This is a genomic window from Acetobacter sp. DsW_059 (assembly GCF_002153695.1).
Classification (GTDB): Bacteria; Pseudomonadota; Alphaproteobacteria; order Acetobacterales; family Acetobacteraceae; genus Acetobacter; species Acetobacter thailandicus.
Genome location: NZ_JOPI01000054.1, coordinates 1 through 25,166 on the forward strand (window position 1 = coordinate 1; position 25,166 = coordinate 25,166).

25 protein-coding genes, 1 other RNA gene and 1 pseudogene are annotated in these 25,166 nt (G+C 47.9%); 17 read left to right on the plus strand and 10 right to left on the minus strand.

Annotated elements, in window-relative coordinates; all coding sequences use genetic code 11:
- From HK25_RS10745 to HK25_RS10760, 4 genes are all read left to right on the plus strand, one after another.
- Window positions 1-1,369 (plus strand): DUF563 domain-containing protein (locus HK25_RS10745; RefSeq protein ID WP_086636190.1); only part of this gene is annotated, 1,369 nt, incomplete at its 5' end.
- 324 nt (window positions 1,370-1,693) lie between these two features.
- Complete coding sequence (locus HK25_RS10750; RefSeq protein ID WP_233127808.1) at window positions 1,694-2,356, plus strand: CsgG/HfaB family protein; 663 nt, start codon at window positions 1,694-1,696, stop codon at window positions 2,354-2,356.
- A gap of 26 nt (window positions 2,357-2,382) precedes the next feature.
- Window positions 2,383-2,754, plus strand: coding sequence for a DUF4810 domain-containing protein (locus HK25_RS10755; protein WP_086636191.1), 372 nt, complete (start codon window positions 2,383-2,385; stop codon window positions 2,752-2,754).
- Window positions 2,751-3,401: a DUF799 domain-containing protein gene (locus tag HK25_RS10760; protein WP_086636192.1), complete on the plus strand. Its 651-nt coding sequence runs from the start codon at window positions 2,751-2,753 to the stop codon at window positions 3,399-3,401. Before HK25_RS10755 ends, HK25_RS10760 begins: the two co-directional genes overlap by 4 nt.
- A 16-nt stretch (window positions 3,402-3,417) precedes the next feature.
- On the opposite strand, the gene HK25_RS10765 is transcribed toward HK25_RS10760, so the two are convergent.
- Window positions 3,418-4,467: a lysine-2,3-aminomutase-like protein gene (locus tag HK25_RS10765; protein ID WP_086636193.1), complete on the minus strand. Its 1,050-nt coding sequence runs from the start codon at window positions 4,465-4,467 to the stop codon at window positions 3,418-3,420.
- 20 nt (window positions 4,468-4,487) lie between these two features.
- Between HK25_RS10765 and epmA the strand changes: the two genes are divergently transcribed.
- From epmA to HK25_RS10780, 3 genes are all read left to right on the plus strand, one after another.
- Window positions 4,488-5,540 (plus strand): EF-P lysine aminoacylase EpmA, encoded by a 1,053-nt coding sequence (epmA, locus tag HK25_RS10770; protein ID WP_369824747.1) that lies wholly within the window; start codon window positions 4,488-4,490, stop codon window positions 5,538-5,540.
- Between the two features lie 86 nt (window positions 5,541-5,626).
- Window positions 5,627-6,043 (plus strand): hypothetical protein, encoded by a 417-nt coding sequence (locus HK25_RS10775; protein ID WP_086636195.1) that lies wholly within the window; start codon window positions 5,627-5,629, stop codon window positions 6,041-6,043.
- 92 nt (window positions 6,044-6,135) lie between these two features.
- Window positions 6,136-7,317: a fasciclin domain-containing protein gene (locus HK25_RS10780; RefSeq protein ID WP_158092945.1), complete on the plus strand. Its 1,182-nt coding sequence runs from the start codon at window positions 6,136-6,138 to the stop codon at window positions 7,315-7,317.
- An 18-nt stretch (window positions 7,318-7,335) separates the two neighbouring features.
- On the opposite strand, the gene HK25_RS10785 is transcribed toward HK25_RS10780, so the two are convergent.
- The 3 genes from HK25_RS10785 to HK25_RS10795 all read right to left on the minus strand — a co-directional run bounded on the left by HK25_RS10785 (window position 7,336) and on the right by HK25_RS10795 (window position 9,382).
- The gene (locus HK25_RS10785; protein ID WP_086636197.1) at window positions 7,336-7,932 is read right to left on the minus strand and encodes a thiamine phosphate synthase; all 597 of its coding nucleotides are present in this window, start codon (window positions 7,930-7,932) and stop codon (window positions 7,336-7,338) included.
- A 28-nt stretch (window positions 7,933-7,960) separates the two neighbouring features.
- The gene (locus HK25_RS10790) at window positions 7,961-8,875 is read right to left on the minus strand and encodes a class I fructose-bisphosphate aldolase (protein WP_086636198.1); all 915 of its coding nucleotides are present in this window, start codon (window positions 8,873-8,875) and stop codon (window positions 7,961-7,963) included.
- 93 nt (window positions 8,876-8,968) lie between these two features.
- Complete coding sequence (locus tag HK25_RS10795; RefSeq protein WP_086555378.1) at window positions 8,969-9,382, minus strand: hypothetical protein; 414 nt, start codon at window positions 9,380-9,382, stop codon at window positions 8,969-8,971.
- An 80-nt stretch (window positions 9,383-9,462) separates the two neighbouring features.
- Here HK25_RS10795 and HK25_RS10800 point away from each other — a divergent pair, with 80 nt between their 5' ends.
- From HK25_RS10800 to HK25_RS10820, 5 genes and pseudogenes are all read left to right on the plus strand, one after another.
- Entirely contained in the window at window positions 9,463-9,714 is a 252-nt protein-coding gene (locus HK25_RS10800) for a hypothetical protein (protein ID WP_086636199.1), read from the plus strand.
- Window positions 9,715-9,717: 3 nt separating this feature from the next.
- Window positions 9,718-10,008 (plus strand): annotated as a pseudogene (locus tag HK25_RS10805) (cell division protein ZapA); the annotation flags it as partial.
- A gap of 57 nt (window positions 10,009-10,065) precedes the next feature.
- A non-coding RNA gene (ssrS, locus tag HK25_RS10810) (6S RNA) lies at window positions 10,066-10,221 on the plus strand.
- Window positions 10,208-10,795 carry a 5-formyltetrahydrofolate cyclo-ligase gene (locus HK25_RS10815; protein WP_086636200.1) on the plus strand — a complete coding sequence of 196 codons (588 nt, stop codon included), beginning with the start codon at window positions 10,208-10,210 and terminating at the stop codon, window positions 10,793-10,795. Before ssrS ends, HK25_RS10815 begins: the two co-directional genes overlap by 14 nt.
- 24 nt (window positions 10,796-10,819) lie before the next feature.
- Complete coding sequence (locus HK25_RS10820; RefSeq protein ID WP_086555375.1) at window positions 10,820-11,656, plus strand: TIGR00282 family metallophosphoesterase; 837 nt, start codon at window positions 10,820-10,822, stop codon at window positions 11,654-11,656.
- A 30-nt stretch (window positions 11,657-11,686) separates the two neighbouring features.
- Here HK25_RS10820 and HK25_RS10825 read toward each other — a convergent pair whose 3' ends face one another.
- Together HK25_RS10825 and HK25_RS10830 are read right to left on the minus strand one after the other, a co-directional pair.
- Window positions 11,687-12,529 carry a TIGR01459 family HAD-type hydrolase gene (locus HK25_RS10825; RefSeq protein WP_086636201.1) on the minus strand — a complete coding sequence of 281 codons (843 nt, stop codon included), beginning with the start codon at window positions 12,527-12,529 and terminating at the stop codon, window positions 11,687-11,689.
- A 28-nt stretch (window positions 12,530-12,557) separates the two neighbouring features.
- Window positions 12,558-13,631: a quinone-dependent dihydroorotate dehydrogenase gene (locus HK25_RS10830; RefSeq protein WP_086555373.1), complete on the minus strand. Its 1,074-nt coding sequence runs from the start codon at window positions 13,629-13,631 to the stop codon at window positions 12,558-12,560.
- A gap of 160 nt (window positions 13,632-13,791) precedes the next feature.
- Between HK25_RS10830 and HK25_RS10835 the strand changes: the two genes are divergently transcribed.
- The gene (locus tag HK25_RS10835) at window positions 13,792-14,391 is read left to right on the plus strand and encodes a hypothetical protein (protein ID WP_086555372.1); all 600 of its coding nucleotides are present in this window, start codon (window positions 13,792-13,794) and stop codon (window positions 14,389-14,391) included.
- Here the strand turns inward: HK25_RS10835 and HK25_RS10840 are convergent.
- The gene (locus tag HK25_RS10840; protein ID WP_143295990.1) at window positions 14,388-15,596 is read right to left on the minus strand and encodes a hypothetical protein; all 1,209 of its coding nucleotides are present in this window, start codon (window positions 15,594-15,596) and stop codon (window positions 14,388-14,390) included. The genes HK25_RS10835 and HK25_RS10840 overlap by 4 nt on opposite strands.
- Before the next feature lie 377 nt (window positions 15,597-15,973).
- Here HK25_RS10840 and HK25_RS10850 point away from each other — a divergent pair, with 377 nt between their 5' ends.
- Entirely contained in the window at window positions 15,974-17,482 is a 1,509-nt protein-coding gene (locus HK25_RS10850; RefSeq protein ID WP_143216393.1) for an amino acid permease, read from the plus strand.
- Between the two features lie 263 nt (window positions 17,483-17,745).
- On the opposite strand, the gene HK25_RS10855 is transcribed toward HK25_RS10850, so the two are convergent.
- Window positions 17,746-18,216: a hypothetical protein gene (locus HK25_RS10855; RefSeq protein WP_086636204.1), complete on the minus strand. Its 471-nt coding sequence runs from the start codon at window positions 18,214-18,216 to the stop codon at window positions 17,746-17,748.
- A 343-nt stretch (window positions 18,217-18,559) separates the two neighbouring features.
- Between HK25_RS10855 and HK25_RS10860 the strand changes: the two genes are divergently transcribed.
- Complete coding sequence (locus tag HK25_RS10860; RefSeq protein ID WP_086555368.1) at window positions 18,560-20,110, plus strand: hypothetical protein; 1,551 nt, start codon at window positions 18,560-18,562, stop codon at window positions 20,108-20,110.
- Window positions 20,107-20,940, plus strand: coding sequence for a glycosyltransferase (locus HK25_RS10865; RefSeq protein ID WP_086636205.1), 834 nt, complete (start codon window positions 20,107-20,109; stop codon window positions 20,938-20,940). The genes HK25_RS10860 and HK25_RS10865 overlap by 4 nt, the downstream gene beginning before the upstream one ends.
- 63 nt (window positions 20,941-21,003) lie before the next feature.
- Here HK25_RS10865 and HK25_RS10870 read toward each other — a convergent pair whose 3' ends face one another.
- Together HK25_RS10870 and HK25_RS10875 are read right to left on the minus strand one after the other, a co-directional pair.
- Window positions 21,004-23,769 (minus strand): pitrilysin family protein, encoded by a 2,766-nt coding sequence (locus tag HK25_RS10870; protein ID WP_086636206.1) that lies wholly within the window; start codon window positions 23,767-23,769, stop codon window positions 21,004-21,006.
- Between the two features lie 84 nt (window positions 23,770-23,853).
- Window positions 23,854-24,510, minus strand: coding sequence for a 2OG-Fe(II) oxygenase (locus tag HK25_RS10875; protein WP_086555390.1), 657 nt, complete (start codon window positions 24,508-24,510; stop codon window positions 23,854-23,856).
- A gap of 204 nt (window positions 24,511-24,714) precedes the next feature.
- On the opposite strand from HK25_RS10875, the gene HK25_RS10880 reads away from it, so the two are divergent.
- Window positions 24,715-25,074, plus strand: a complete 360-nt coding sequence (locus HK25_RS10880; RefSeq protein WP_086636207.1) for a hypothetical protein — start codon at window positions 24,715-24,717, stop codon at window positions 25,072-25,074.
- Window positions 25,075-25,166 lie beyond the last annotated feature (92 nt).

Below are 25,166 nucleotides of genomic sequence, written 5' to 3' on the forward strand. Positions count from 1 at the left end.
ATATTTATATGATCTCATTGAAAAATTAGATCATATGGGTAGTAATTTTGATTATAACAGATTTTCAAGCCGAAATGCTTTCAATGATTTTATACTAGATTTTTACGTACTTAATATAGATTTTTTTGAAAAAAATAATATAAATTTCTTACCTGAAGATTTATTTAAATCTTATGTACACGATGGAATTTCCGAGGAAGAGCTATCGAATGACAATCAATCATCAGCCATTAGCTTTAAATCATTAAGTAAAGAAAGCTGGGTAAAAAATGATTCTATATTTTATGAAAACACAATAGTTTCTGATAATTATATATCTAATAGAAATGATAACATATCTGTCATTGGAAACGACGCCAATCCCGTTATATCTGGCCAGTCTCAACATTCATATGCTATGTCGTCTATAGATGTTGTCAGAATGAAAAATATAGCTTTATCTGGCCATGCCTGCATATGGTCAAACGGCCGGTTAATTAATTTCGAAACGTATTTATCTTTTGTCGCTGAAGACGAATATAAAAATGGATTTTGGAAAAAGCCGGAAAAAGATAACATAACACGTGTTATAGATGACGAAGTCATAATTGCATTTAGTGCAGGTTATGGATGCTATGGTCATTATCTGGTTGACGACCTTCCACGCTTAGGCGCCATAAAAAAACATATTGGAGATGATTTTTACAATAAAAAATTTATAATACCAAAAAAGACCCCTAAATGGGCCATAGATCTGTTAAGTTATCTGTTGGGAATAAAAGAAGAAAGCTTAATCTTTTTTGACCATGAAAATGATATTTTTCATTTAAACAATGTTATTCTTTCGTCCTTTCCAAGCCGGCACTATAAATTTCATGGCTTCATAAAAGAGTTTTATGATAATATTCCCAGAAATATGATTTCTGACAGACCATTCAAACGCATTTGTCTATCAAGAAAATCCTGGGAAAAAAATAAAAACAATCAAAGAATTTTTGTACAACAAGACTTTTTTGAAGAAATGGCCACATCAAGAGGCTTCTCGATTGTACGCCCTGAAACACTTCCTATACAAGAACAAATTGATCTTATGGCGAATACCTCATGTCAGGTAGGTGAACATGGATCAGCGCAGCATGCATCTGTTTTTAACTCTTATGGCATGACCATCGGTACCTTAAATCCATTAACGGAAGTTCAGGTTAACCTTGGAAGAATTTATAACGATAAGAATTTTCTGTGCTATCACGATGAAACCAGTGTTGACTCAAATAATAACTACTATTTCTCAATAAAAGAAGAAAAAATAAAATTATTCTTTGATGAAATAGAACGACATGAAGAAAAAAAAATGAATTTAATAGCTCCCAGGGAAATGTACAGACAATAAGCAAATCAAAGGAGATGCTGTCATCTTTAAGTCTGCAGGCTTAAATTGACCTCTCATGGAGATAATTTTCAGACTGGAAGAGTTGTCACACTGTTCCAGTCGACGAAAACTGGCAGACTAATACTAATGTAACCCCCTCCCCCAGTAATGTAGCCGTTTAAAAATAATCTCCGATCACGACGGGCACGAACAGATAAGACGTTGTCGTTTTACGGAAGAGCAGATCAGAGAACTCTTTACGAAACAGGACCAAATTACATTCTGGATTAATTTAAAATCATGTATATAAACAAAAATGTAATGTTTATCCCCGGAGTAAAAGCCTTGCGTTCAATACGGTGTGTAAGCAGCTTCATGCTGGCTGGTTTACTGTTATCGGGATGTGCAACCGAATCATCGCACACAGTCCCGGTGCCTGTCGTTGCAAGCGCCCAGACCCCCTATAACGGACCACGCGTTAATATCGCTGCTGGTAAATTTGCCAATCGTTCAAACTATATGAACGGTATTTTCTCTGATGGCATTGACCGTCTTGGCAACCAGGCCCGCACCATCCTTCTGACACGTTTGCAGCAAAGCGGGCGCTTTAATGTGATGGACCGCGACAACCTGACAGAAGGCAAGCTTGAAGCGGGCTTTTTAAAAGAACAGCAATCAATTAAAGGCGCAAACTATCTGATTACAGGTGATGTTACCGCCTTTGGCCGTAAAGAAACCGGCGATATGGAGCTGTTTGGCATTCTTGGTCATGGCCGCCATCAGATCGCATATGCCAAAGTCAGTATACAGATTGTTAACCCTCTGACTTCACAGGTTGTGGCCACCAGTGAAGGAGCCGCTGAATATAAACTGACAAACCGCGATATCATTGGCTTTGGCACCACGGCTGGTTATGACTCAACGCTCAACGGCAAGGTGCTTGACCTGGCAATTCAGGATGCGGTGAACCACCTGGCGCAGCAGGTCGATGCCGGACAGATGCGATAATTTTCAGCAACGGGCTCTGACACTACATGATACTATCAAAAAAAGCACTGACCAGCCTGCTGCTGCTGTCGGGGCTGGCAGGCTGTGGCAAGAGCACACCGCCCCTGTATAGCTGGCAGAATTTTCAGACCCGGCAATATGTTTATATGCAGGGCACAACCGACCCGACAAAGCAGATTCTCGATCTGGAAAAAGACGAGCAGAAAGCAACGGCAAAAAACCTGGCTCTGCCACCCGGGTTTCATGCGCATCTGGGTATGCTCTACGCTGCGGATGGTAAAACTGACCAGGCACAACAGGAGCTGAATAAAGAAAAAATGCAGTTTCCTGAATCCACGACCTACATGGACTTCCTGCTAAAAAATCTTGGCCGGCCGACACAAAAGGCATCTTCATGACATTCTCACGCGCCTTGCGACTATGCGCCAGCCTGTCTGCCACACTTACTCTGGTTGCCTGCGCCAGCAAGTCTCCGCCTGACTATACAGCATTTCGTAACGCCAGGCCCCGTTCTGTTCTGGTTATGCCGCCGGTCAACCATACAAACGATATCAAGGCTACGGCAGGTGTCATGTCTCAAATGACGATGCCAATTGCGGAAGATGGTTACTACGTCGTGCCGGTAGCTGTAGAAATGGAGACATTCCGCCATAACGGACTGGATGCACCAGACGACATTATGCAGGTGCCTGCTGCAAAATTACGTGCTATTTTCGGTGCCGATGCCGCGCTCTACAGCACAGTCACCTCTTACGGCACGTCTTACAATATTCTGAGCAGTAATACGATTGTCACGGTTTCAGCCAGGCTGGTCGACCTGAAAGATGGCAGTATTTTATGGAGTGGCTCTGCCAGCGCCACTGATCAGGATGCAGGTGGCTTTCAGATGAACGGTATCGTGGGTGCACTGATTAAACAAACCATTAGCTCTCTGAGCGACGAGAGCTTTTCAGTCGCCCGTGTGACAGATGCTCGCCTGCTCTCTGCCGGGCCACCTGATGGTCTTCTCTACGGCCCCAGAAACCCCCGCTACGGCACTGATTAATACAACCGTTCAGCTCCTAAAGCCGGTCGAGATGATGGCTCTGCCCAAAGGGATCACGCACCTCAAGCGGGCCATCAACATAACCTGGGCCAAGCGGAATTTTACCGTAGCCACCAGGAATATCGAGTACATAAACAGGCCATGCCAGGCCTGTAACACGCCCCCGCAAACCAGCCAGAAGACGCTGCCCCTCTTCAACCGGCACATGAAAACGCGCCGTACCCGGGGCCTGATCCAGCTGATGCAAATAATAAGGGCGCATACGCACAGCAACCATAGCACGAAACAAAGCTTCAAGTGCTTCTGTGCTGTCGTTCACACCACGTAGCAAAACAGACTGCCCGAGCAGCGGGATACCCTGTCTGACCAGACGTTTGAGAACATCCTGCGCGGCGGAGGTCATCTCACGTACATGATTAATGTGCACCGCTATCCAGACAGCTTTATCAGATTCCAGCGCATCAAGCATAGCCGGTGTCATTCGCTCAGGGGCCGCAACCGGCACACGCGTATGCAGACGAATCGTCGTAACATGAGGCATAGCTGAAAGAGCCTGCATAATCTTCTCAAGCCGGCGGGGCGAAAGCATCAGAGGGTCTCCCCCCGTCAGAATAACCTCCTGAATCTGCGTGTGCTCACTCAGCCAGTTCAATGCGACATCAAGTGCTGCTTCATCAAGCACACCACCATCGGGACCGACATGCTCACGTCTGAAACAAAAGCGGCAATAAAGCGGACATACAAGGAGCGGTTTCAGCAACGCCCGGTCAGGATAACGATGTACAATGCCCGGCACGGGTGAAAGTGCCTCATCACCAATGGGGTCAGAGCGCTCCTCAGGTGTTATCAGCAGCTCTTCAGGAGAAGGAATAACCTGGAGACCAATCGGGTCATCCGGCGTTTCTATTAATGCCTGAAACGCCGGCGGCACCGCTGTCGCATATTGCCGGGCCACAGCCTCCAGCGCGTCACGCTGTTCAGCAGGTGCTAAGCCTGCAATAATCAGATCCTGTGGCGTACGGAGCAGCTTACGCGGTAGGACACCCGCTTTATCGTTCTCTGCCATATCACTGTCCTCCTCTTACCATGTCTGATTCTCTCCTCATGCACGCCCAGCCACAGCCCCTCACTCCTGATTCTGACCCTGACCGCATCCGCGATCGCCTGCCCTTTCTCTATCGCCGCGACCTGATAAAACGGGGAATCAGGGCATTTCTCGAAAGCCGTGGACATCTTGAGGTTGAAACCCCCTGTGCCGTTACCGTGCCCGGAGAGGAAGTGCATCTCTACCCATTTGAGACCATGCGGGAAACACCGCAGGGTACCCGTGAGACGCTGTTTTTGCACACCAGCCCGGAATTTGCGATGAAGCGCATCGTTGCCGCAACTGGTCTGCCTGTTTTTCAGTTTGCCCGTGTATGGCGGAATGGCGAGCAAAGCAACCTGCATCTGCCAGAATTTACAATGCTTGAATGGTATCACCCTCACCTGAACCTCGATGGTCTGATGGATGAAACCGAAGCCCTTCTCAAGGCAGTGCTGCCTCCTGCTCTCACCTGTCCGAAATTTGACGGCCCGGACATAACACTCGACCTGACACGTCCGTTTGAACGTCTGACAATGGCGGAAGCTTTTCAGCGTCATGCAAATATTGACCTGCTGCCAACCGAAGGGAACGCCCAAAAGCTTGCTGACGCCGCAGGCTGCTCACTGCGAGAGAATGAAACATGGGAAGATCTGTTTTTTCGCCTTCTTCTCGAACGTATTGAGCCCGTTATCGGGCGCACGCAGCCAACATTTTTAACGCACTGGCCCGCCAGCCAGGCAGCTCTTGCACGTCGTGACCCTGCGAATCCGGCTACGGCGCTGCGATTTGAACTTTATGCTGCTGGCCTCGAACTCGCGAATGCTTTTGAAGAACTAACCGACCCGGCTGAGCAGCGCGTGCGCTTTGAAGCTGACCGGAGCATGAGACGCAGGCACTACCCTGAGCGCGCTGACTGGCCAGCTGATGAAAAACTACTGGCTGCCCTGCCCCACATGCCCCCCTGTTCGGGTATTGCCCTTGGGTTTGACCGGCTGATTATGCTGGCCTGTGGCACGCAGCGTATAAAGGATGTCTTGTGGCTGGGCGCATGACACTGTAAATCAAAGAATCTGTCAGTATCTCATACCCCTGCCTGTTTCACAGGCAGTGAGGTGGTTTCCCTGTTAGGAATATGGCGATGTCCTATAAAAAATGTCTTCTCCTGGCAAGCATCCTCCCTCTGGCGGCATGCCAGGTGCCCTCTGCTAAACAACGCCATGTATATAACTCTCTGATCGGGAAAAGCCCTGTCGAGATTGTTCAGGTACTTGGTGTCCCCACACGCGAATTCCAGGTCGATGGTCATACTTTTTATGCCTATATTGACCAGCAGACCGACTATAACAGTATAGGCGGCATGGGATATGGTGGCATGGGATATGGCGGACCAGGATGGGGCGGCTGGGGCTGGGGCGGACCAGGATGGGGCTGGGGCGGACCAGGATGGGGTGGAGGCAGTTACTCATCAACAGCCTATACCTACACGTGTCAGACACTCTTTGATGTAGTAAATAATGTCGTGACAGGCTGGACATTGCGTGGAAATGGCTGCTAACCACTAATAAATACTTCATGTGTTTGTCCTGGTCGTCTCATTATACAGACCCGACCAGAAACTGTATCGGGTATGATATTCTGGAGACCATTATGGGGCAAACACACGCTCTTACTTTTTTTAAATACAAGCCCTTTGCTGGTCTGATGAAACCTGCTGCTGTTTTGCCTGCATTAACAGGTCTTCTGACGCTTACCGGGTGTCAGAGCTCAGCCCGACAGGATGTGTTTACAACCCAGTCGTCGACCTGTGCCTATATGATGCCAACGGTCTCAGGTACCCGCACTTATCCTGCTGCATCAGCCAGAAAATCTGAAGCTGACAAATCTAAGCTTCCGCCTGACAGTGCTATTGCCTACCCGGACCCCGAAACACCTGCCTATTGCGACAGACCCATTGCAGAAACTCTGCTAACCTCTATTGAACTGGCAGATTATACACGTGGTCTGCAAAATACCGGCCTGCTGAATTTACTTCAGCGTGAAGGACCTTACACGGTTTTTGCCATTCCTAACTCCGCACTGGAAACATACTCGGCTCAGACGGGAGGCGCATTAATGTCCCCTCAGAGCCAGCCGGCACTCAGACAGCTTCTGTCATATACTATTGTCACAGGAAAGTGGCCGCTGCAAAAGCTGAAAACCGCTATACAGACCACACCGGGACACACAGTACAGCTGCCAACAGTATATGGCAGACCTCTGCTTGTCAGCCTTGAAGCATCACCGGCGCCGCAGATTATTATCAGTAATGGTGCGGGCATGTCGTCCCGTCTGTGGGTCACGGGTATTCCACAATCTAATGGTGTACTCTACTTTACCCAGTCACTCATTCAGCCGCCTGCGGTTCCGGTCACGCCATCACCTGTCACCCGTAAAAAATCAGATGCAACTACAAAAACCGGGCAAATTAAAAATAAAAAAAGTCAGAACGTAAAACCGGCAACCAGAATACAAAGCGTGACATTACCCGCACCTTCAGCCGGGATATCACAAAATACAGATAAGCCCGCCGTATCTGCCACGCCTGCTGTCAGCAGCGTACCAGCCGCAGCCAGCAATGTAGCCGTGCAGAATGCTGAGTTACCTGCGGCACCATCACTCAACGAACAAAATATTATGCTGCCATCTGCCTCTGATACGCAGAATATAAAGCTGCCCACATCACAGGAAAAAACGACCTCTGATAATGCAACGCAGCCGTTGCCAGGGCACCGCACCACCAGAAAATCTCTTAAAACTCTTTCCTCACCACCTGATCTGAAACTGCCCTGAAGCAAACTTCAGTAAACACTATACCAGTGATGAGAGATTCCACTCTTCCTGCTGTTCCCAGAAGTTTGTGCCTGGCATTATAAAATCTGGCTGGGCAGCAACAAAACCTGCCATAGACCGTGGCGCAGGGACCAGAGCCACGGCGGGTAATTCCATCATCATTGACCACCAGCTGATAAGCTGCTGCGTCTCCTTAATGGCTGCGGCACTCTGCGGAGCGTCTTCACCGAACAGAATATAATCTGCTCCGTCCTCACCTGCACACATAGCAACATCACGGCTGATACCCGCAGCAACGCCCAGCTGTATCGAATCTCCCAGCAGGCGCCTCACGTCCTTTATAGTTCTGCCCGTAAAAGCAGAAGAGAGGTGTACGCCATCACACCCGGTACCCTGAGCCAGTGCAGGCCGGTCTTCAAGGATCAGCGCACTACCAGTGCCCTGCACAACAGGACAAACCTGCGCAATGAAATCGCAGAGATTTTTCTCAGAATCATCAGCCAGACGCAGCAAAACTGCTGCGGGTGTGTAATCGGCCACACATTGTGAGAGGCGCGGCAAAAAGCCCGCCTCTCTGTATAAAACCGGGGTAGAGAGATACAGGCTCTCTGTCATCGTCTTACTCCCTCTGCCCCTGTGCTTTTCAGCCTTTAAAAATAGTCGTGATTTTATCAAGCAGCTCGAGTGCTTCAGCTTTTGGACGCTGGAACACATTACGGCCGATAATCGAACCAAAACCACCACCATCCTGAATACCCTGAATGGTGCTTAGCAGGTTGTCTGTACCGGTTTTATCACCACCAGAGAAGATAACAATACGACGGCCGGCAAAAGATGACTGAACAACATGGCGAATACGTGCTGCCAGAGTAGCAACGTCGACTTTGTTCTGCTCATAAGCTGGTTTGCAGGCATCAAGAGCAACCAGTTCCTGCGGGGGTTTCACTTTGATAATGTGAGCACCACACAGAGCGGCCATATGTGCAGCATAAGCACAAACATCCACCGCGGTTTCAGCAGCTTTATTCAGAAGCGGCCCGCGGGGGTAGCTCCATACGATAACAGCCAGACCAACTGATTTTGCTTCAGCCGCAAGTTCACGCAGCTCTTCCATCTGATCAAAGCAATATTCAGAACCAGGATAGATCGTGAAGCCAATACCAGCACAGCCCAGACGCAGCGCATCAGCGACCGTGCCTGTTACGGCCTGGTCTTTTTCAGTGGCAAGGCTGTTGGAGCTGTTACATTTAAGAATGAGAGGAATCTCGCCTGCATATGTTGCAGCACCACACTCCAGCATGCCCAGAGGAGCTGCATAACCACTCAGGCCAGCCTCAATAGCGAGCTGAAAATGATAGTGTGGGTCATATGCAGCCGGGTTAGCTGCAAAAGAACGTGCCGGACCATGCTCAAAGCCCTGGTCAACAGGCAGAATAACAAGCTTACCTGTACCCGCCAGCTTTCCCGCATTCAGAAAGCGAGCAAGGTTGGTTTTTGTTCCAGGATTATCGCTTTCATACTGATTAAGGATAGCCTTAACCGTGGGGGTAAGCGTCATTATGAAATCCTTTCTATGACATCAGTCTTCCAGGGCGACATCTCCTGGAATGTATTCTTTCGAATAGCCCTGCTGCAAAACGGCGGCAAGGTCCTATACGCCTGATAACGTGCTGATAAGGTCAAATGATGGTGGACGCATGGAAAAAACATGTCCCCCCAGACGTTCATAAACCTCATTAACGCTCTCAAGCACCGGAGATGGGGCTTCAAGCACTATCAGTTTCTGCCCCTGAGAGGCCGCAAACAATGCGTATCCAGGATCTGCGCCACAGTCGAGAATATGCGGGCAGGCATAGCCACTCTGCTCCTGCACGGCGCGAATCAGGGCCTGCCACCAGCCTGCCCCCATAAACCCAGCGGCACCTGGCGCTGATATGAAACCAAAAGCCGGATGTGGTCTCAGCTCCTTCGCCTGCTGACAGGCAGCAACTCCGCTAGCGAAATTGTGAAGAGTAAGCCATGAGAGAGTATCCGTTTTAGCCGAAAAAAATAAACTGGTTTTCATAACTACGCTTGACGTTATTGTGTTTGCGGGTGATTCCTTTGAGGAGTCGGAATAATCATACATTATGCAGGATTCAGGCAGTGGCGCAGTCTTTCTCAGACACTATACAAACAGAGAACACCCCATCCTCCACAGACGATTCTGGTGAGCAGAAAGACCCGATTATCCGTCTTGATCGTGCACTGCAAAGAATTTCCTTCGCACTGGAAAATAATAAACGCACATATCGGGACAACCCTCCTCAAACGCAGACACTCGTGACGCACCTTGATCACCTGATCAGTCGCGTACGTGATACACTGGACGAGATTAACGCGACAGGAGACCTCTGAACTATGGCGACTGTTTCAATTCGTATTAATGGACACAGCTACCAGGTGGGCTGTGAAGACGGGCAGGAACGCCACCTTCAGGCTATGGCCCAGCTTGTCGAAAAACGTGTCAGGCACTTTCGTTCCCTGGGTTTTACGAATGATAACCACCTGCTGGCGCTGGTAGCCCTGGTTATGGCTGACGAAATTGAAGATCTCTCACAGCGGGTTCTGCCTGAAGCCACAACAGCAGCACTACAGGAAGCTGAATATATGCGCACCAGGCATGACTTTACTCAGTCCCGCCTGGCTGACCTTGCTGAACGCGCAGAAAGTCTTGCAACAATGATCGAGCAGGAGTACAATGAAGGCGCTGAGCTGCCCGACGCGTCAGGCATGTCATCCCCTGGGCCGATAAGCACTTCCTAGGGAGCTGGCTCTGTTGTGATCCTGGTCACATTACCCGGTGCCCACCTGCACTCGCAGGTCCTGGAGGTTGAAAAGACCAACGGTCATGGTGGCTCCGCACTCTGCTCCTTTCATGTCTGATTCTTACGAACTCACACAGGAAAAAAAGCGCCTGCGGGCTGATTGCCTGCGCGCTATGAAGGCGCGCACCCCGGCTCAGGATGATGCATTGTGTCAGCGCCTGTCAGCGGTATTGCTGGCGTCGCACGGCGCGACCGTCGCCTGTGTCTGGCCTCTCCCGCATGAGGCGGATATCCGTCCGGTTTGCCATGCTCTCAGCAATGCAGGTCGTTGTGTTGTACTGCCCGACACTCCCCCCCGTGGCCATGCTCTTACATTTCGGGTATGGACACCCGACACCCCCCTCCTGCCCGGGCGTTTTGGTACATTTGTGCCAGACGGACCAGAACGCAAACCCCAGCTGATTCTCGTGCCGCTTGTAGGATATGACCGCCAGGGGAACAGGCTGGGCTACGGAGGTGGCTATTATGACCGTACACTGGCTGCCCTGCCCGGTATCACGGCAATCGGATATGCCCTGTCATTACAGGAAACAGAAAAAGTGCCCACCGGCACCTATGACAAACCCCTTTCCTGTATTGTGACAGAAAAGGAGACATTATATTTTGACTGACGAGAGACACAGAAAGGCAATTGTGTGAGAATTTTATTTCTGGGAGATATTGTTGGCCGCTGCGGTCGTGATGCCGTGCTTGAACGTCTGCCAGGCCTGCGTGAAACGCTCTCTCTCGATCTGGTTATTGTTAATGCAGAAAACGCCAGCCACGGTTTTGGTCTCTCACCCGATATCGCGACAAACCTGTTTAAGGGCGGTGTTGACGTTATCACTCTGGGCAACCACAGCTGGGACCGGCGCGATCTTATCCCACATATCGACACAGCTCCCCGCATTATCCGCCCCCTGAACTTCCCTCCGGGCACACCGGGGAATGGCAGCGTGCAGGTTGAGCTGGCAGATGGCCGTAAAGCCCTGGTCATTAATGTCATGGGCCGGCTGTTTATGGACCCGCTGGATGACCCGTTTCGCTGTACCAATGAGCTGCTGACACGCCACCGCCTGGGCGTGACAACCCAGGCCATTGTGATCGATATTCATGCTGAAGCAACCAGTGAAAAATGGGCTTTTGGCAACGCAATGGACGGACGAGCCTCGCTCGTCGTTGGTACACACACCCATACACCCACAGCTGATCATCGGATTTTACCTGCCGGAACTGCCTTTCAGACGGATGCCGGCATGTGCGGTGACTACGACAGCATCATTGGCATGACCAAAGACGCTGCGGTGACACGATTTATGCGCAAAATGCCGGGCGAGCGCCTGCAACCTGCAACGGGTGAAGCAACAATTTGTGGCATTATGGTTGAAACAGATGATTCAACAGGTCTGGCACGACGGGTTGCCCCACTGCGACAGGGCGGCCTTCTGGCTCAGACACTCCCTGATTTTAAAACTGCATGTGCACCTGCCTGAACCGGCAGGTGCAACATTGTACGAGACTCATTACCAGGTAAAACGTTTAAGCGTAATGGCCGGGGCCAGACCTGCCGCACGGGCAATTTCTGCCACCCGCTCATCACCTGCGTCGAGCAGCTCCTGGTGAATACCGCCCAGAATCCAGGCGCCATCAATACCAGCAACAGTGGCACCGCGTATATCTGTTGCCAGTGCATCACCAACGGCCAGAATACGCTCTTTAGGCACGTTCAGAAGCTCAAAAACAGGTTCATAAACCTCAGCATACGGCTTGCCGACCCAGCGCACATTGCCTCCTTCCTGCTCATAAAACAAAGCCAGTGCACCAGCGCAGATCATTCTCTGCCCGCCCTTAATAACGGTCATATCAGGGTTAGCACACAGCATCGGCAGGCCACGTGTCAAAGCAGCACGCAGCTCAGGCAAATAAGGGTCAATGGCCTCTACCCCGCGCTCGATATCCGGCCCGGCATTAAGAATAAAATCGGCCTCTTCAACATCACTCACCTGCTCAAGGTTCAGTCCGTCATACAGGCCCAGATCATGCAGACCGCCTAAATGCAGCACTTTGCGCCCCAGCCGGGCACACCACGGGTCTGTGCGCTCACGCAACAGCGACCGGGCGACCTCACCACTGGTCACGATACCGTCGTAAAGAGAGGCATGCACACCAAATTTCTGCAACTGCTGGTGCACAACATCAGCAGGCCTGGGGGCATTTGACAGCAGAACAATCCGTTTACCTGCAGCGCGCAGCGCCTCAAGGCAGGCTATAACACCAGGGTAAGTCTGCACCCCGTCATGCACGGTGCCCCACAAATCAACAACATAACCGTCGTATCTGTCAGCAACAGACGATATTCCTGTCATTTTACACTCCCGGACTGTTTCTGTGCCATCAGAGGTCCTGCCCCCGAATCTCCTCAAGCGACCTGATACCTTCAGCCTGCATAAGCTCCAGCATCTCTTTTTTCAGACGGCTGATCAGAGGTGGCCCTTCATACGCGAAAGCTGAATAAACCTGAACCAGATGCGCTCCAAGGCGAATACGCTGAAGAATGTCAGCGCCGCTCTCTATACCGCCACAGGCGATAAGTGTCATGCGCCCTGCGGAAACCTGAGCAACAAGGCGCAGCATATCCGTTGCACGTGAGCGCAAAGGACGGCCTGAAAGACCACCACTTTCGGCCTTAAACTCACTCTGCAACGATTCAGGACGCGCCAGCGTCGTGTTTGAAATAATAAACCCTCGGGCACCACCAGCAATAGCCGCTTCAACCACAGGAGCAATCGCATCATCCTCAAGGTCTGGCGCGAGCTTTACCAGCAGCGGCGGGCTGTCGGGGTGTCGCTCCATAATCGCATCAAGAATGCTTTTCAGGCGTGCCGCATCCTGCAGGCCGCGCAGGCCTGGTGTATTGGGAGAAGAAACATTAATGACAATATAATTAACATAAGCCTTCACCCGCCCGACAAGTGCCGGATAATCGCGTTCAGGGTCAGCTCCTGTCTTATTGATACCAAGATTTGCACCAGCTGGCACACCTGCACCACCTGCACGCCCGGACGACAGCGGACGATGAAGACGTGCAAGCCTTATAACAAAACGATCAATCCCCTGATTGTTAAACCCCATGCGATTAATCACGGCACGGTCTTCAGTGAGCCTGAACAGACGAGGCCGGGGGTTACCTGGCTGCGCTTTAGGCGTGACAGTTCCGGCCTCGACAAAGCCAAAGCCCATCTGAGCAAGAGGGCGCATCACCCTGGCATTTTTATCAAAACCTGCGGCAATACCGATCGGATTCGAAAAGCGATAACCTAAAGCATGCGTAGCCAGTGCCTGGTCATCCACCGGGCGTTTTACCGGCACGGACAGCCCGAGCGTAAGCGCATCGAGAGCAATGTCATGTGCGGTTTCAGGATCAAGCCTGCGCAGAAGAGGAAGGGAGAGATGTGTAAGGAATGACATAGCTCTATGTACTGCCTCAAGCCTGTGAACAAGAAAAGCAGAAAATACATTTCACAGCACTGGCAACGTCAGTTTTATATTGCAATTAATAATCATTATCATCTAAGAAAGAGCAGACGCAGTTTTCAGAGGCTGAGGGACCGCCCTCAGAAAGAACGCCATGACACATTCAGCAGTTTATCTGACGGACCTGACCAGTAGTGAGCGCCTGACCGTATGGGCCATTCGCCGCCTGACCAGTCGCAGCACAACACCATGCAAACGACCTGCGACCCTTTTCCTTCCCTGCTTCCAGCAGGAGTTTCAGACCGTATCACAAGCCTTTCGCGATGCTCTGTCGGGCATGACAGCTCTTAAATTACCCGCTCTGGATATTCGCACTGACAATATACTGAGCCTCACTACCACAGAAAATAAACTCCTGCTGGCGACTGAGGCCACGCAAAACGAACGCGAACATGAAGCGCGCTCTCTGCTGCGCACGTTCTTACCATTCCCTTCAGTACTCGAGCGAATGATGTTTGCGCTGACAACCCTGAGTGCATGTCTGGCCGGGTCTGGATACTGGCTCTCTTCACGTGCTGTCCGACCTGCGCCGCTTAGTAATAAAGCACCCGTTGCAGCGGCCATTTCACAACTCAGAATAACCAGTGGAGCAGCACTCTCCCTCCGGCAACGCTGGCACAGGCCTGACACCTCGCCCGTTACGGTAAACTGGCCGGTCACTGACGAATTTCACCCGGCTATGGCCTCCCCCTAACGAATCAGAACAGCTTCTGCACCAGGGCGCACAGGAATAGTGACTCTGGTGCCAGGCGGAGCATGATCAAAATAGTGTGCGATGTCATAAAACTGACGATCAGCCTCAGGCATAAAACGCCAGTCGCGCGGAACACCAACACACATAATTAAAACCAGAAAAACGATAGCAAGATTTCTGGTCCAGCCCCGGGGGGCTGCCAGAGCCTGAGCCACCACCACACTGACCCAGAAAACAAGGGGTAAAAAAAGATAACGCATACCGGTGTCAGGCATTCTCATTCTGACCCATACCTGCTCGCCATGCGACAGAGGTAACGGATGCGAAAGACAAGCCTCCAGAATCAGCACCGTAAAGAAAAGCGCATAACGAAAAGAAGACCAGCGATATGCCGCATCAAGACACAACCAGGCTGCAGCAATAAAAAGAAGGCAAGGCAAAACCATATACCGCCATATGGCCAGCCCGTACCAGTGAGGCAAATGGTGGCACCCCACTATAGTTGCCAGAATAACCTGCCCTGACATAAGACGCACAAAATTCATCGGCGTAGCCCCCAGAAGAGGTGGCACCCCTCTTTGAGACATATAAATACACACGGCCTGAATCAGAGCCCCTGCCCCCAGAATTATCACCCTCGTTATGCTGGCTTTTGAAGGCAGCCACCAGGCCCGTAACGCGGCAACAGGTGTAAGCAGAATACTAAAGGGACCACTAACGGCACTTACTCCCAGAAAAAAGATATCAAATATCCAGGATCTGCGGGTTTGCGGCGGTGATGACATAACAATGAGAAAAGATAATAGCCCCAGATGCCACTGACTGTTGGTCAGATTGCCATGCACCTCCCATGTATTAGGAAGCGCACACCATGCCAGAGCGAGGCAACTGCGAAGCAACAGAGACGGACATATTACGGCACAGCGTGATGATACCAGGAACGCAGGCGGTAACACCTCAAAAAACAACGCGGCACAGGCAAATAAAGCCGGGCCCCATGCCAGAGGAAAGAACACAGCAAGCAGGGCAACCAGGCGATCATCAGTTTGAAAATAGCCGGTATGAGGCAACCAGAGACTAGCCAGCCCTTTTGCCCGGGCCTCAGGCCACCAGAACATACCGTCTTCAGCCCAGAACTGTGCATCAGACAAAATTTCAGGCCAGCGCAAAAATGTTATCAGACCTGCCAGGATAATGACCGACAAGACAGTTTTTTTCTCTGATAAAGCCATTATTCCCCGGATAACTAAAAAATATAATAATATGACACACGCAGATAATGCATGTTTTATGCTGATATTCTGCCCATGATATAAGCCTGAATGTATTTTTCAGATGCTTTAAAAAATTAAATGCTTCCATTATCGTTTAAACAAAGAAATGATTTTATATCCTTCATTTAGAATCATATACAAATAACAATGAGAGAATAACACCACAGGTGAACAGTTTCAGAAGATTTTAACGACATGAAAAACACATCTCCACTGCATCACTATCTGTATTTTTCTACTATTGGGCTTTAAAAGCCTCAGATTACAAATTCCTGTATAATCAGAAATCACAGCCTAAGGACAACCGGATGACAGCATCACCTCCTGACCTGAATGAGGCTACGCCTTCTTCAGGGAAACTGACCTCTGAAGGATATCACCGCGGACTGAATAAACGACAGATTCAGATGATCTCCATCGGGGGAGCCATTGGCAGTGGGCTTTTTCTTGGCGCTGGTGCCAGGCTGGAGGCCGTTGGTCCGGCACTGGCTCTTATTTATCTGGTGTGCGGTTTCTTTGCCTTTATGATGCTGCGCGCTATGGGCGAGCTGGTAATGTATCGCCCCACAAGCGGCAGTTTTGTCTCTTACGCACAGGAATTTCTGGGCCCTAAAGCCTCTTACGTCGCGGGGTCTATGGCTTTTCTTAACTGGGCCATGTCAGGTATTGGCGACATTACAGCCGTCGCACTTTATATGCGCTTCTGGGGGCCCATGCACAGTGTGCCACAATGGATCTTTGCTTTGCTGGCACTTGTGCTGATTACAAGCATGAACCTTGTGGGAGTGCGCTGGTTTGGCGAAATGGAGTTCTGGTTTTCTCTTATAAAAGTCAGCTCGCTCATTATTTTTCTGATTGTTGGCGCTGCTGTACTCGGGCTGCGTATCCCAGTAGAGCATCAGACAACCGGCCTGCATCTGATTACAGAAAATGGTGGTTTTTTCCCCCATGGAGTCATGCCAACCCTTGTACTCGTTCAGGGTGTTATTTTTGCCTATGCCGGTATTGAGCTGATTGGTACAGCAGCAGGTGAGTGTGAAGATGTAAAAACAATACTCCCCAAAGCAATTAACTCTGTTATGTGGCGCATCGCTTTATTTTATATTGGCACGATTACCCTGCTTGTGCTGCTTCTGCCCTGGAGCCGCTATAAAGCCGGTGTCAGCCCCTTTGTCACTTTTTTCTCGAGTCTGGGTGTTTCAGGTATTGGCAGTTTTATGAATGTTGTCGTCATGACAGCAGCTCTCTCCAGCCTCAACTCAGGTCTTTACTCAACAGGCCGCATCCTCAGAGCACTGGCTCTTGATGGCTCAGCACCACGTTACCTGACAAAAATGAATAAACGTGCCGTGCCTGCTGCTGCTATTTTTACAACTGTAGCGGTTTATATTGTCGGCGTTTTTATGAATTACCTTTTGCCATCAGAAATCTTTGAAATAGTGATCAGTCTTTCCTCCATCGGCATTCTGGGCACATGGTGTTTTATTGTTTTGTCTCAGATCAAACTCAGACAGGCGATTAATGCTGGTAAAATTCCGCCAACATCATTCCCTATGCCTGGTGCACCCTTTACCTCATGGATCACTCTGGCATTTTTCATTGCTGTGTTACTTCTTATGGCGTTTAACTACCCTGAAGGCACCTTCAGTTTCTGCTCAATCCCCATAATTGCAGGCCTGCTTACCATCGGCTGGAAATTTTTCCGTAAAGTTCCACCTCACGAGGCTGTTCCTCAAACTGCCTATTCTATTAAACTCACAGAAGATCTTATTGATGCTCCTGAGGCAGAAAAATCTTCTTCAAATAAAAACCCATAATTATAAAAAAGAGCAGTATGGATATGCGTTGATACTGCTCTGTCTATAAATAATATATCAAAAAATAGTCTGAATTATTATCAAAAAAATATCCCCCTACTGAATAGCAGGGGGATATCATCCGGCAACAAACTGACTGAAGTCATTTTCATACCTGCTTACTCTGTGTAGAATCAGATAAGCAGACTACAAAAAACCTTTGTATAAAAAGAGAATGTCCGGAAAGATGCCCGGGCGAACACTCTTAGTTACAAAAAAAAGGGTTAGCGTAACGCTCTTTTCTCGCGATAACCAAAGCAGACATAGTGCATAAACGGACCAAATGGAAATGCAGCAATATCAGGGTTAGCATTAACATAGCTTTCAGCATTAAATGCTGCATTAGGGCTACGCCCTTCGAGCATACCGTGCTGAAGAAAATGCTCTACAGGCTCAATACCGGCATCTCTTACATCCGGATAAGCTGACAAATACCAGACGCTATCAAAATGGATAGCGCGTTCTGCTTCGCTTACATGACGCAAAGTTGTATCGTCATCATCAGAAAAATTAGTAAAGTAAACTTCTGACATAGAAGCAATATCTGATAAATCGGCTGTGCTCGAAATTTTATCGGGCACAAAGTCTTTCCGCACAGGCTTTTTAGCTGCAACGGTTGCTTTACGTTTAGCAGGCTGTTTAACCGCTTGCTTCGCAGGCTGTTTAACGCGGGCTTTACTGTTAATCACTTTCATTTTTCACCTGACTAAATGTAATGAGCAACTCTGCGCCTCCTTTAGGCTTTTTTTATGATATATGTCCAGATAATTTTAGTTATTCAAAACTTAATTATTATAAAAAAGTTATTTATTACTGGTTAATTAATTTAATAAATGTAATTTAATTAACTAATTTTAAGTTTTTGTATTTTATATTAATACTATTTAATGAATGTAATGAAAAAGCAAGACTGATCCTGAAGTCCGAAGATCCTGACAAATACCCGATGCATATCTTTAATATGCCGATATTCTCTTAAAAAATGCTAAACTCCTGTCATTCTGATACGATGATATAAAACGATCAGCAGGAATACATATGACCACGCTAACACTTATGAACAAAAAGGATATTCAAACGATCCTTAGTTCTCAGTTATTTAATGCAGAATTTTATCTCACCAGCTACCCGGATGTTAAAAATTCCGGAATAGATCCAATTATTCATTACGTTCTCTTTGGGTGTCATGAAAATAAAAACCCTAATGACACCTTTAATACACAAACTTATAAAAATCTTTTTCAGAGCACTTTTGAAAAAGATGAAAACCCATTTGCACATTACCTGAGACACAATGAAAATCTTTATTTCTTTGAAAAAGGATTATTACAAAATAATTCTCACGAAGTTCTTTTAAACTGCCTGAATAAAATTAAAAAATATCCATATTTTAACCCTGAATATTATCAGGCTGCTAATCCCAATATAAAATTTGAAGGTATCTCAGCAACACGTCATGCTCTGTTATACGGCATTGGTGAAGGGCGCACCGTTCTCTCACCACGTCATATTGCGCAACATCTGGGCTGGGAATGTAAACAGCAACTGACTTACACACCCGCAAAACCATCGGGGAAAGCTGTTCTGCCAGAAAGTGTTGGTGTTTTTTACCACTCTGAAGGAAACATCTTTATTCAGGAACTAGCTGAAATACTTTGTAGTTACATCAAAAGAAGCAAAATAAATGTGCAGTTAATGACTGAAAAAACGCCCGTTTCTGAACGGCCGGAACTATGCATTTTCTGTGCACCTCATGAATTCTTCTTCCTAAGCGGAAGCGAACACTGGAAAAATGAGGATATTCTTACGTCATCAATTATGTTCAATACTGAGCAGCCACATACACTCTGGTTCACCAGAGGACTGATTTACTGTCTGATGTCAGCTGGCGTTATTGATATCTGCCATCAGAATATGGCATCTTTTAAAAATACAGGTCTTAATGTTTTTCACTTCGACCCTCTGCCAGCTGTCAAAAAAACAACGCTGACACAAACAGAAAAAAAACATCCTTTCTTCAGAGTATTGTCTGAAGAAACTAAGAATTCATCCTCCCCCTTATGCCCATTAGAAGAGCGGCCTCTTGATATCAGCTTTTTTGGAAACACCTCCGGTAACAGAGAACGTTTCTTCAGTCATAATACAGAATTTTTTACCGAATATTCCTGCTTTTTATACTACAGAAAAACAGATGGACCACTAACCCACTCTGGTAAATACTCTGTTCCTGCAAATTTTCCACGCTACATCGCTGAACGCTCCAAGATTGCTCTCAATATTCACCGCGATGATTTTGGTTTTTTTGAATGGCACCGGCTCGTCCAGCAGAATATGGCATCAGGAGCCGTTGTTGTTACCGAAGAATGCTTCCCTCATCCGCTTTATAAAAATGGTACACATTATCTGAGTGAATCTGCACGACACATTCCTAATCTGATCGAATGGCTGCTGAATACAGATGACGGCATGGCTGAAGCTGCACGTATACAAAAAAACTGCTTCAGAGTTTTTGCTAATAAATCTCTGGCTCTTTCCAAATTGAACGACATCAGAAGCTATCTTGCTTCTGTCTGGAGCACCGTACAATGATTTCTCCCAAACCATGGGACCCTGCTCCCAACCAGATTTTTTCCTTCTGCAAAGCAACGCCTGTTCCTTCAGACCTGATCAGCATTTGCCTGACAAACTATAATTATGCCGACTTTATAAAAGAATGTCTCGAATCTCTGGCTGCACAGACACATGAGGCACTTGATCTGATTATTATAGATGATGCATCTGACGAAGCTGATACGCATGAAATTATTTTGTCATGGCTGACAGAACATAAAAAACGCTTTTACAAAATTACCTTTCTGGCGAACGCATTTAACCAGGGACCTTCTTTTTCACGCAATCTGGCTTTTCAGCACGCTGCAGGAGAGAGTGTCTTTATTATTGATGCTGACAATACACTTTACCCCACCGCTCTTGAAAAGCTTTATGCGGCTCTGAACAATGGTCAGTTTCCTGCTGTCTATAGCCAGCTTGAAGAGTTTGGAGAGCGCCGCGGTATAGGACGGGCAGATATTTTTAACCCTGAACTGCTCAAAAAAAATAACTATGTTGATGTCATGGCCCTGATACGAAAAAACATATGGGCAGAGCTGGGTGGTTTTACTGACATTGATCGTGGCTGGGAAGATTATGATTTCTGGCTAAAATTTATCGACCACAACCTTGAACCTGGTTATCTGCCAGAAATTCTCTGCCGTTACCGTGTTCACAATAAATCAAGAACAGTCCGTGATGCCCTTAGCGCACACGATAATCTTGAACTGATTATGGAACTACGCCACCCAACCCCACCGGATCAGAAGCTTTATATGCCGCCTAAACGTCATTCAGGTCCGACACTCAGGATTATCGAAGCTGACTAACTAAAAAAAGGCCGCATCATTTCTGATGTGGCCTTTTTTCAGATTATATAATCTGACGTTATTTTACCATGTTGGCTGAGGCCCTTTAACCACTTCTGCCATACCATCTACACGCAACCATTTCTTAAAAGCTTTCTGCACATCAGCAGCTGTAGCTTTATAATAAGCTCTGGCAGCGCGGTTACCTGTATCAAGCGGCAAACCAAGCTCTTCAAGGCTCAGATACTCATCAGCAATATCACTCAGACTGGCACGTTGCAGAGGAATACTGCGTAAAAGACTTGCTTTAGCTAAAGCCAGCTCTTCTGCTGTGACGGGATAAGTCTGCATATTCTGCAAACTCTTTAACGCCAGATTCGCAGCTTTACCTACTTTATCCGGGTCTGAGCCATAATTTATACTGTAGTTTGCTCTGGTTCTGCCCCATGAAAAGTGACTGCCAACCGAATAAACATAGCCAGTTTTAACACGTAACTCTTTATAAAGCCGTGAAGAAAAGCCACCATCACCAAGAACCTGATTACCCAGAGACAGCATATAACGATCAGGGTTTCTGACCTGCAAACCAAGTGTCTGTGCCAGTATAACCTCATCCTGAAGATTACTTTTATCCGGCACAGTTGCACGTGATGACTTGTTCAGAGGGATAGAAGGCAAATCAAGATCAGGTCGCGGCCCGACATTTTTCCAGGCACCAAACTCTCTCTCAACTACTTCACGCGCTTTTTCGGGGGTAATATCACCCGTAATAACAATAGTTGTCAGGTCAGGGCGCCAGGCGTGCTGATAATAAGATAAAACATCCTCATGAGTAATACTCATGATACTTGCAGGCGTTGCTTCACGTAAGGTTGGATCATCGTGTGGTACAAGTGCTTTTTTAATTGCCCTTGAAAAGAGATACCCCGGTGAAAGCAATATACCTGCCTGTGTCTGCGCGGTCTGAGCCTGAATAATACGGAAAGCTTTTTCAGGAAAGGCAGGATGCAGCTCATTTTCAGCCAGAAGAGCAACACCTTTCTCAAAATCACGGGTCTGCGTCTGAACATAAAAGCTACTGCCTGCGTCTTCCCATGCAGGCACATCATCCAGAGCTTTCTGAAAAGCAAGACGATCATGCTGCATCGTACCAAATGAGAAAAGTGCATTAGTCACAGCACTGATGCCCTCTTTTCCCTTTGGCTGCTGCAGGCTTGGAGTGTGTTCAACCATACCGCTAAGCTGCACTGTGTGACTAACATGAGCCGGCCAGACAATAAGCTTCAGACCATTTGATAAAATTTTTACTGAAGGTGCTGGTTCATCTACCGGGGCCTCAAGTGCCGACAGTGCCTGTTCAGCCCAGTCTGGCAATTTTACAGGTTTATCCGGCGGTGAGGCAAAAGACTCTGCACCACCAAACCCTTTTTCTGAAACTGCCTTCCCCGAACTTTCAGGTGTCAGAATAGCAGCAACAGTGTGCGCGGGGTTCAGTAATGAGGCCGCAAGCTTATTGACGGCCTCAGGTGTAACATCCTGATAAGCCTTCACAGCTGCCCAGGGCGAATCCTGATCATTAAAAGTCAGAGCATCTGACCATATTCCCGCCAGCCCCTCGACCGAATTGGCAGCAAACTGCATCTGTGCAATTTCACGCTTCTTAGCGGCTTCAACAAGCTCCGCCGGCACTCCATTTTTCTGAATATTATTCAGAACATTGCGTAATTCAGCGAGAATTTTTGCAGAATCTCCTCCTTTAGGAAAAGCTGCAAGCGCTATACCAAAACCACCATATTTTTTGGGAGAGTATTCAAAACCAGTTTCAAGTGCTTTACCCTGAGGCACCAGCTCATATAACGCTCCACGCTGGCTGCTCAGCACATCGGAAAGAATGTCTGCTGTCGCAAAATCCTGCGCTGTGCGCCCCGGCATCGGAAACGCCAGGGTAGCCAGACCAACAGGATAATCGGTGGGGAATGTTAAGGTCTGCGCCGAAGGCTGCTTTGGTGTAATTTTCTGTCGTTCTGGCAAAGTGCGCTTTTCAAGCGGACCGAAAATATCGCGGACCTGCTCAAGTGCCGTCACGGGATTTACATCGCCGGCAATAATAAGAACGGCATTATTAGGAGCATACCACTGATCATAAAATTTACGCAGTAAAGCTGCATTAGTTTTATCAAACGAAGGCCGGGTGCCCAAAGCATCGTGAGCATAAGGTGTGCCTGAGAACACCAGAGACTGAAGCTGCTCCATATAACGGTAAGCAGGGCTGGAAAGGTCGCGGGACACTTCCTGCTCTATCGCACCGCGTTCTTTTTCCCAGTCTTTGTCACTCAGGGTCAGACCACGCATACGCAACGCTTCAATTCTGAGCAGAACCGGGAGGTCACGTGCCGGTGCTGTATAAAAATAACGCGTAACATCTTCTGTAGTAAACGCGTTATATCCGCCACCCAGCTGTGTGCCTATTGCTGCAAGCTGGTCTTTATCAAGCCCTTTGCTACCTCGAAACATCATATGCTCAAGCGCATGTGCTGTACCAGGGAAACCTTCAGGAGCTTCAGCTGAGCCAACCAGATAATTCACCTGCGTTGTAACAACAGGAGCAAGACGGTCAGGAATAATTACGACCTTTAGTCCGTTAGGCAATGTTGCACGAACAACCTGCGCACTATTAAGTACCGGAGGAATTGGGGTCATTTCAATTTCTGGCACGGAGGAAACCTGTGCCTGAGATGCCACTGCCGTTGCATCAGTCTGAGCCTGGGCCGTTGATAACGCTGTCAGCGAACAGAGTGCCGCACCGGTCAAAAGATATAAAAAAGAAGGTGCTTTGTGCTTATTCTGCATTTTATTTATCTTAAATTGTCTGTCTGGCAAAAAAGACCGGGCCATATAACATCTCTCCACTTATTTTATGACAGGCTATGCATGTTAGTTACTATGAGATTTTGAAAATCTTTTAGCAAATGCCGAAATTTTATGACGGTAAAGCTCAGCACGGGCGCGAAAATCTTTCGTCATATAATTAAGCTGAATTGTATAACGCTGCCCTACAAACTGCCTGTGCCCATGCCAGGCCGCAGCACTGTTAGGAAAAATAACCAGAGTACCATCCACCGGCATAATCTCCTGGCTGTAGTTTTCAATATCATGCGGACTGCGCAGCAGGCGAAGGCAACCATCCTGCTTTTCCCATTTCTCTCCTGCCGGGTTGAGATACAGTAGGATTGTCACTCTTTTGGTCAGCGAGTCAGTATGAATGCGACCATCTTTCTCACGTGTCCAGCCACGTAACGTCAGCATAGAAGGCGCATCTTCAAGATCAAGATTAAGCTTTTTTGCGATAATCTGCTTAAGTTTCTGCCCCTGCATCTGCTCAACAAGAGACGCTACAGGAGGCGATAAACGTAATGCCGAAGGTGGGAAAGACCCCCCTCCTGAAATTTCAGGCATGGCGTGAAACAGGCGTGCCAGATCTTCCTTACCAATAAAATGCGGCACCACAATATGAGGAAACGGGTCAGTATCAACTAACGCTTTCTCCAGCGCTGCATAGTCTGGTTCCACGCTGTTTGAAGATGCAGACATTATCATAGTTTTTCAACCTGCCATGAATTAAACATGAGCAGGGTAAAAGGAATAAAGAAATCAAACAAGCTCTGCGCTATTTTTGCATGCTATATGCCATATGTTACAGGATGTAATTTTTCATCATATAAAACTAAACTATCTGTTATCCTGATACTTCAGGAAATACTGATTAAATCAAATTATAAGGATTTTATTTTTCTTATGAAAATACAGCTTTTTTCTCTTATCGCAGCATGTTGCCTTATCACGCCAGTATCAGGCATGGCTGAAACAACCAGTGATTTTTTACCTGAAGCAGGAGCAAAATCGCCCTATAGTCCTCAGGATATTCCTACCACTCTTAAGCCGATGTCAGACTCTCTTGATACATTACTCAACAAAGGTTTTCAGATTATAGCGACATCTGGTTATGCAAATTCGGGTATTTTATTCACTCTGTCTTTTCAGAAGCAGCATGTGTTGTGTGTTTTAACAACGCCGAACTCTCAGTCGGATCAGAATGTACCGACCTCACGGTGCTGGTCATTAAACGTTATTGCTGCTGCCCCATCGGGCAAATAGGCTGAGGGGATTGCGCTGGATACGTTTATTGCTCCGGAGGTTTAAAACCGGAGCATTTTTTACGCTGATTTATATGATTTGGTTGCGGGGGC

What these genes read in the sequence shown, in the direction of transcription:
- HK25_RS10755 (WP_086636191.1), top strand. Translation starts at nt 2,383, where the DNA reads ATGATACTATCAAAAAAAGCACTGACCAGCCTGCTGCTGCTGTCGGGG.
- HK25_RS10760 (WP_086636192.1), top strand. Translation starts at nt 2,751, where the DNA reads ATGACATTCTCACGCGCCTTGCGACTATGCGCCAGCCTGTCTGCCACA.
- HK25_RS10765 (WP_086636193.1), bottom strand. Translation starts at nt 4,467, where the DNA reads ATGGCAGAGAACGATAAAGCGGGTGTCCTACCGCGTAAGCTGCTCCGT.
- epmA (WP_369824747.1), top strand. Translation starts at nt 4,488, where the DNA reads ATGTCTGATTCTCTCCTCATGCACGCCCAGCCACAGCCCCTCACTCCT.
- HK25_RS10775 (WP_086636195.1), top strand. Translation starts at nt 5,627, where the DNA reads ATGTCCTATAAAAAATGTCTTCTCCTGGCAAGCATCCTCCCTCTGGCG.
- HK25_RS10780 (WP_158092945.1), top strand. Translation starts at nt 6,136, where the DNA reads ATGGGGCAAACACACGCTCTTACTTTTTTTAAATACAAGCCCTTTGCT.
- HK25_RS10785 (WP_086636197.1), bottom strand. Translation starts at nt 7,932, where the DNA reads ATGACAGAGAGCCTGTATCTCTCTACCCCGGTTTTATACAGAGAGGCG.
- HK25_RS10790 (WP_086636198.1), bottom strand. Translation starts at nt 8,875, where the DNA reads ATGACGCTTACCCCCACGGTTAAGGCTATCCTTAATCAGTATGAAAGC.
- HK25_RS10795 (WP_086555378.1), bottom strand. Translation starts at nt 9,382, where the DNA reads ATGAAAACCAGTTTATTTTTTTCGGCTAAAACGGATACTCTCTCATGG.
- HK25_RS10815 (WP_086636200.1), top strand. Translation starts at nt 10,208, where the DNA reads ATGGTGGCTCCGCACTCTGCTCCTTTCATGTCTGATTCTTACGAACTC.
- HK25_RS10825 (WP_086636201.1), bottom strand. Translation starts at nt 12,529, where the DNA reads ATGACAGGAATATCGTCTGTTGCTGACAGATACGACGGTTATGTTGTT.
- HK25_RS10830 (WP_086555373.1), bottom strand. Translation starts at nt 13,631, where the DNA reads ATGTCATTCCTTACACATCTCTCCCTTCCTCTTCTGCGCAGGCTTGAT.
- HK25_RS10835 (WP_086555372.1), top strand. Translation starts at nt 13,792, where the DNA reads ATGACACATTCAGCAGTTTATCTGACGGACCTGACCAGTAGTGAGCGC.
- HK25_RS10850 (WP_143216393.1), top strand. Translation starts at nt 15,974, where the DNA reads ATGACAGCATCACCTCCTGACCTGAATGAGGCTACGCCTTCTTCAGGG.
- HK25_RS10855 (WP_086636204.1), bottom strand. Translation starts at nt 18,216, where the DNA reads ATGAAAGTGATTAACAGTAAAGCCCGCGTTAAACAGCCTGCGAAGCAA.
- HK25_RS10860 (WP_086555368.1), top strand. Translation starts at nt 18,560, where the DNA reads ATGACCACGCTAACACTTATGAACAAAAAGGATATTCAAACGATCCTT.
- HK25_RS10865 (WP_086636205.1), top strand. Translation starts at nt 20,107, where the DNA reads ATGATTTCTCCCAAACCATGGGACCCTGCTCCCAACCAGATTTTTTCC.
- HK25_RS10870 (WP_086636206.1), bottom strand. Translation starts at nt 23,769, where the DNA reads ATGCAGAATAAGCACAAAGCACCTTCTTTTTTATATCTTTTGACCGGT.
- HK25_RS10875 (WP_086555390.1), bottom strand. Translation starts at nt 24,510, where the DNA reads ATGTCTGCATCTTCAAACAGCGTGGAACCAGACTATGCAGCGCTGGAG.
- HK25_RS10880 (WP_086636207.1), top strand. Translation starts at nt 24,715, where the DNA reads ATGAAAATACAGCTTTTTTCTCTTATCGCAGCATGTTGCCTTATCACG.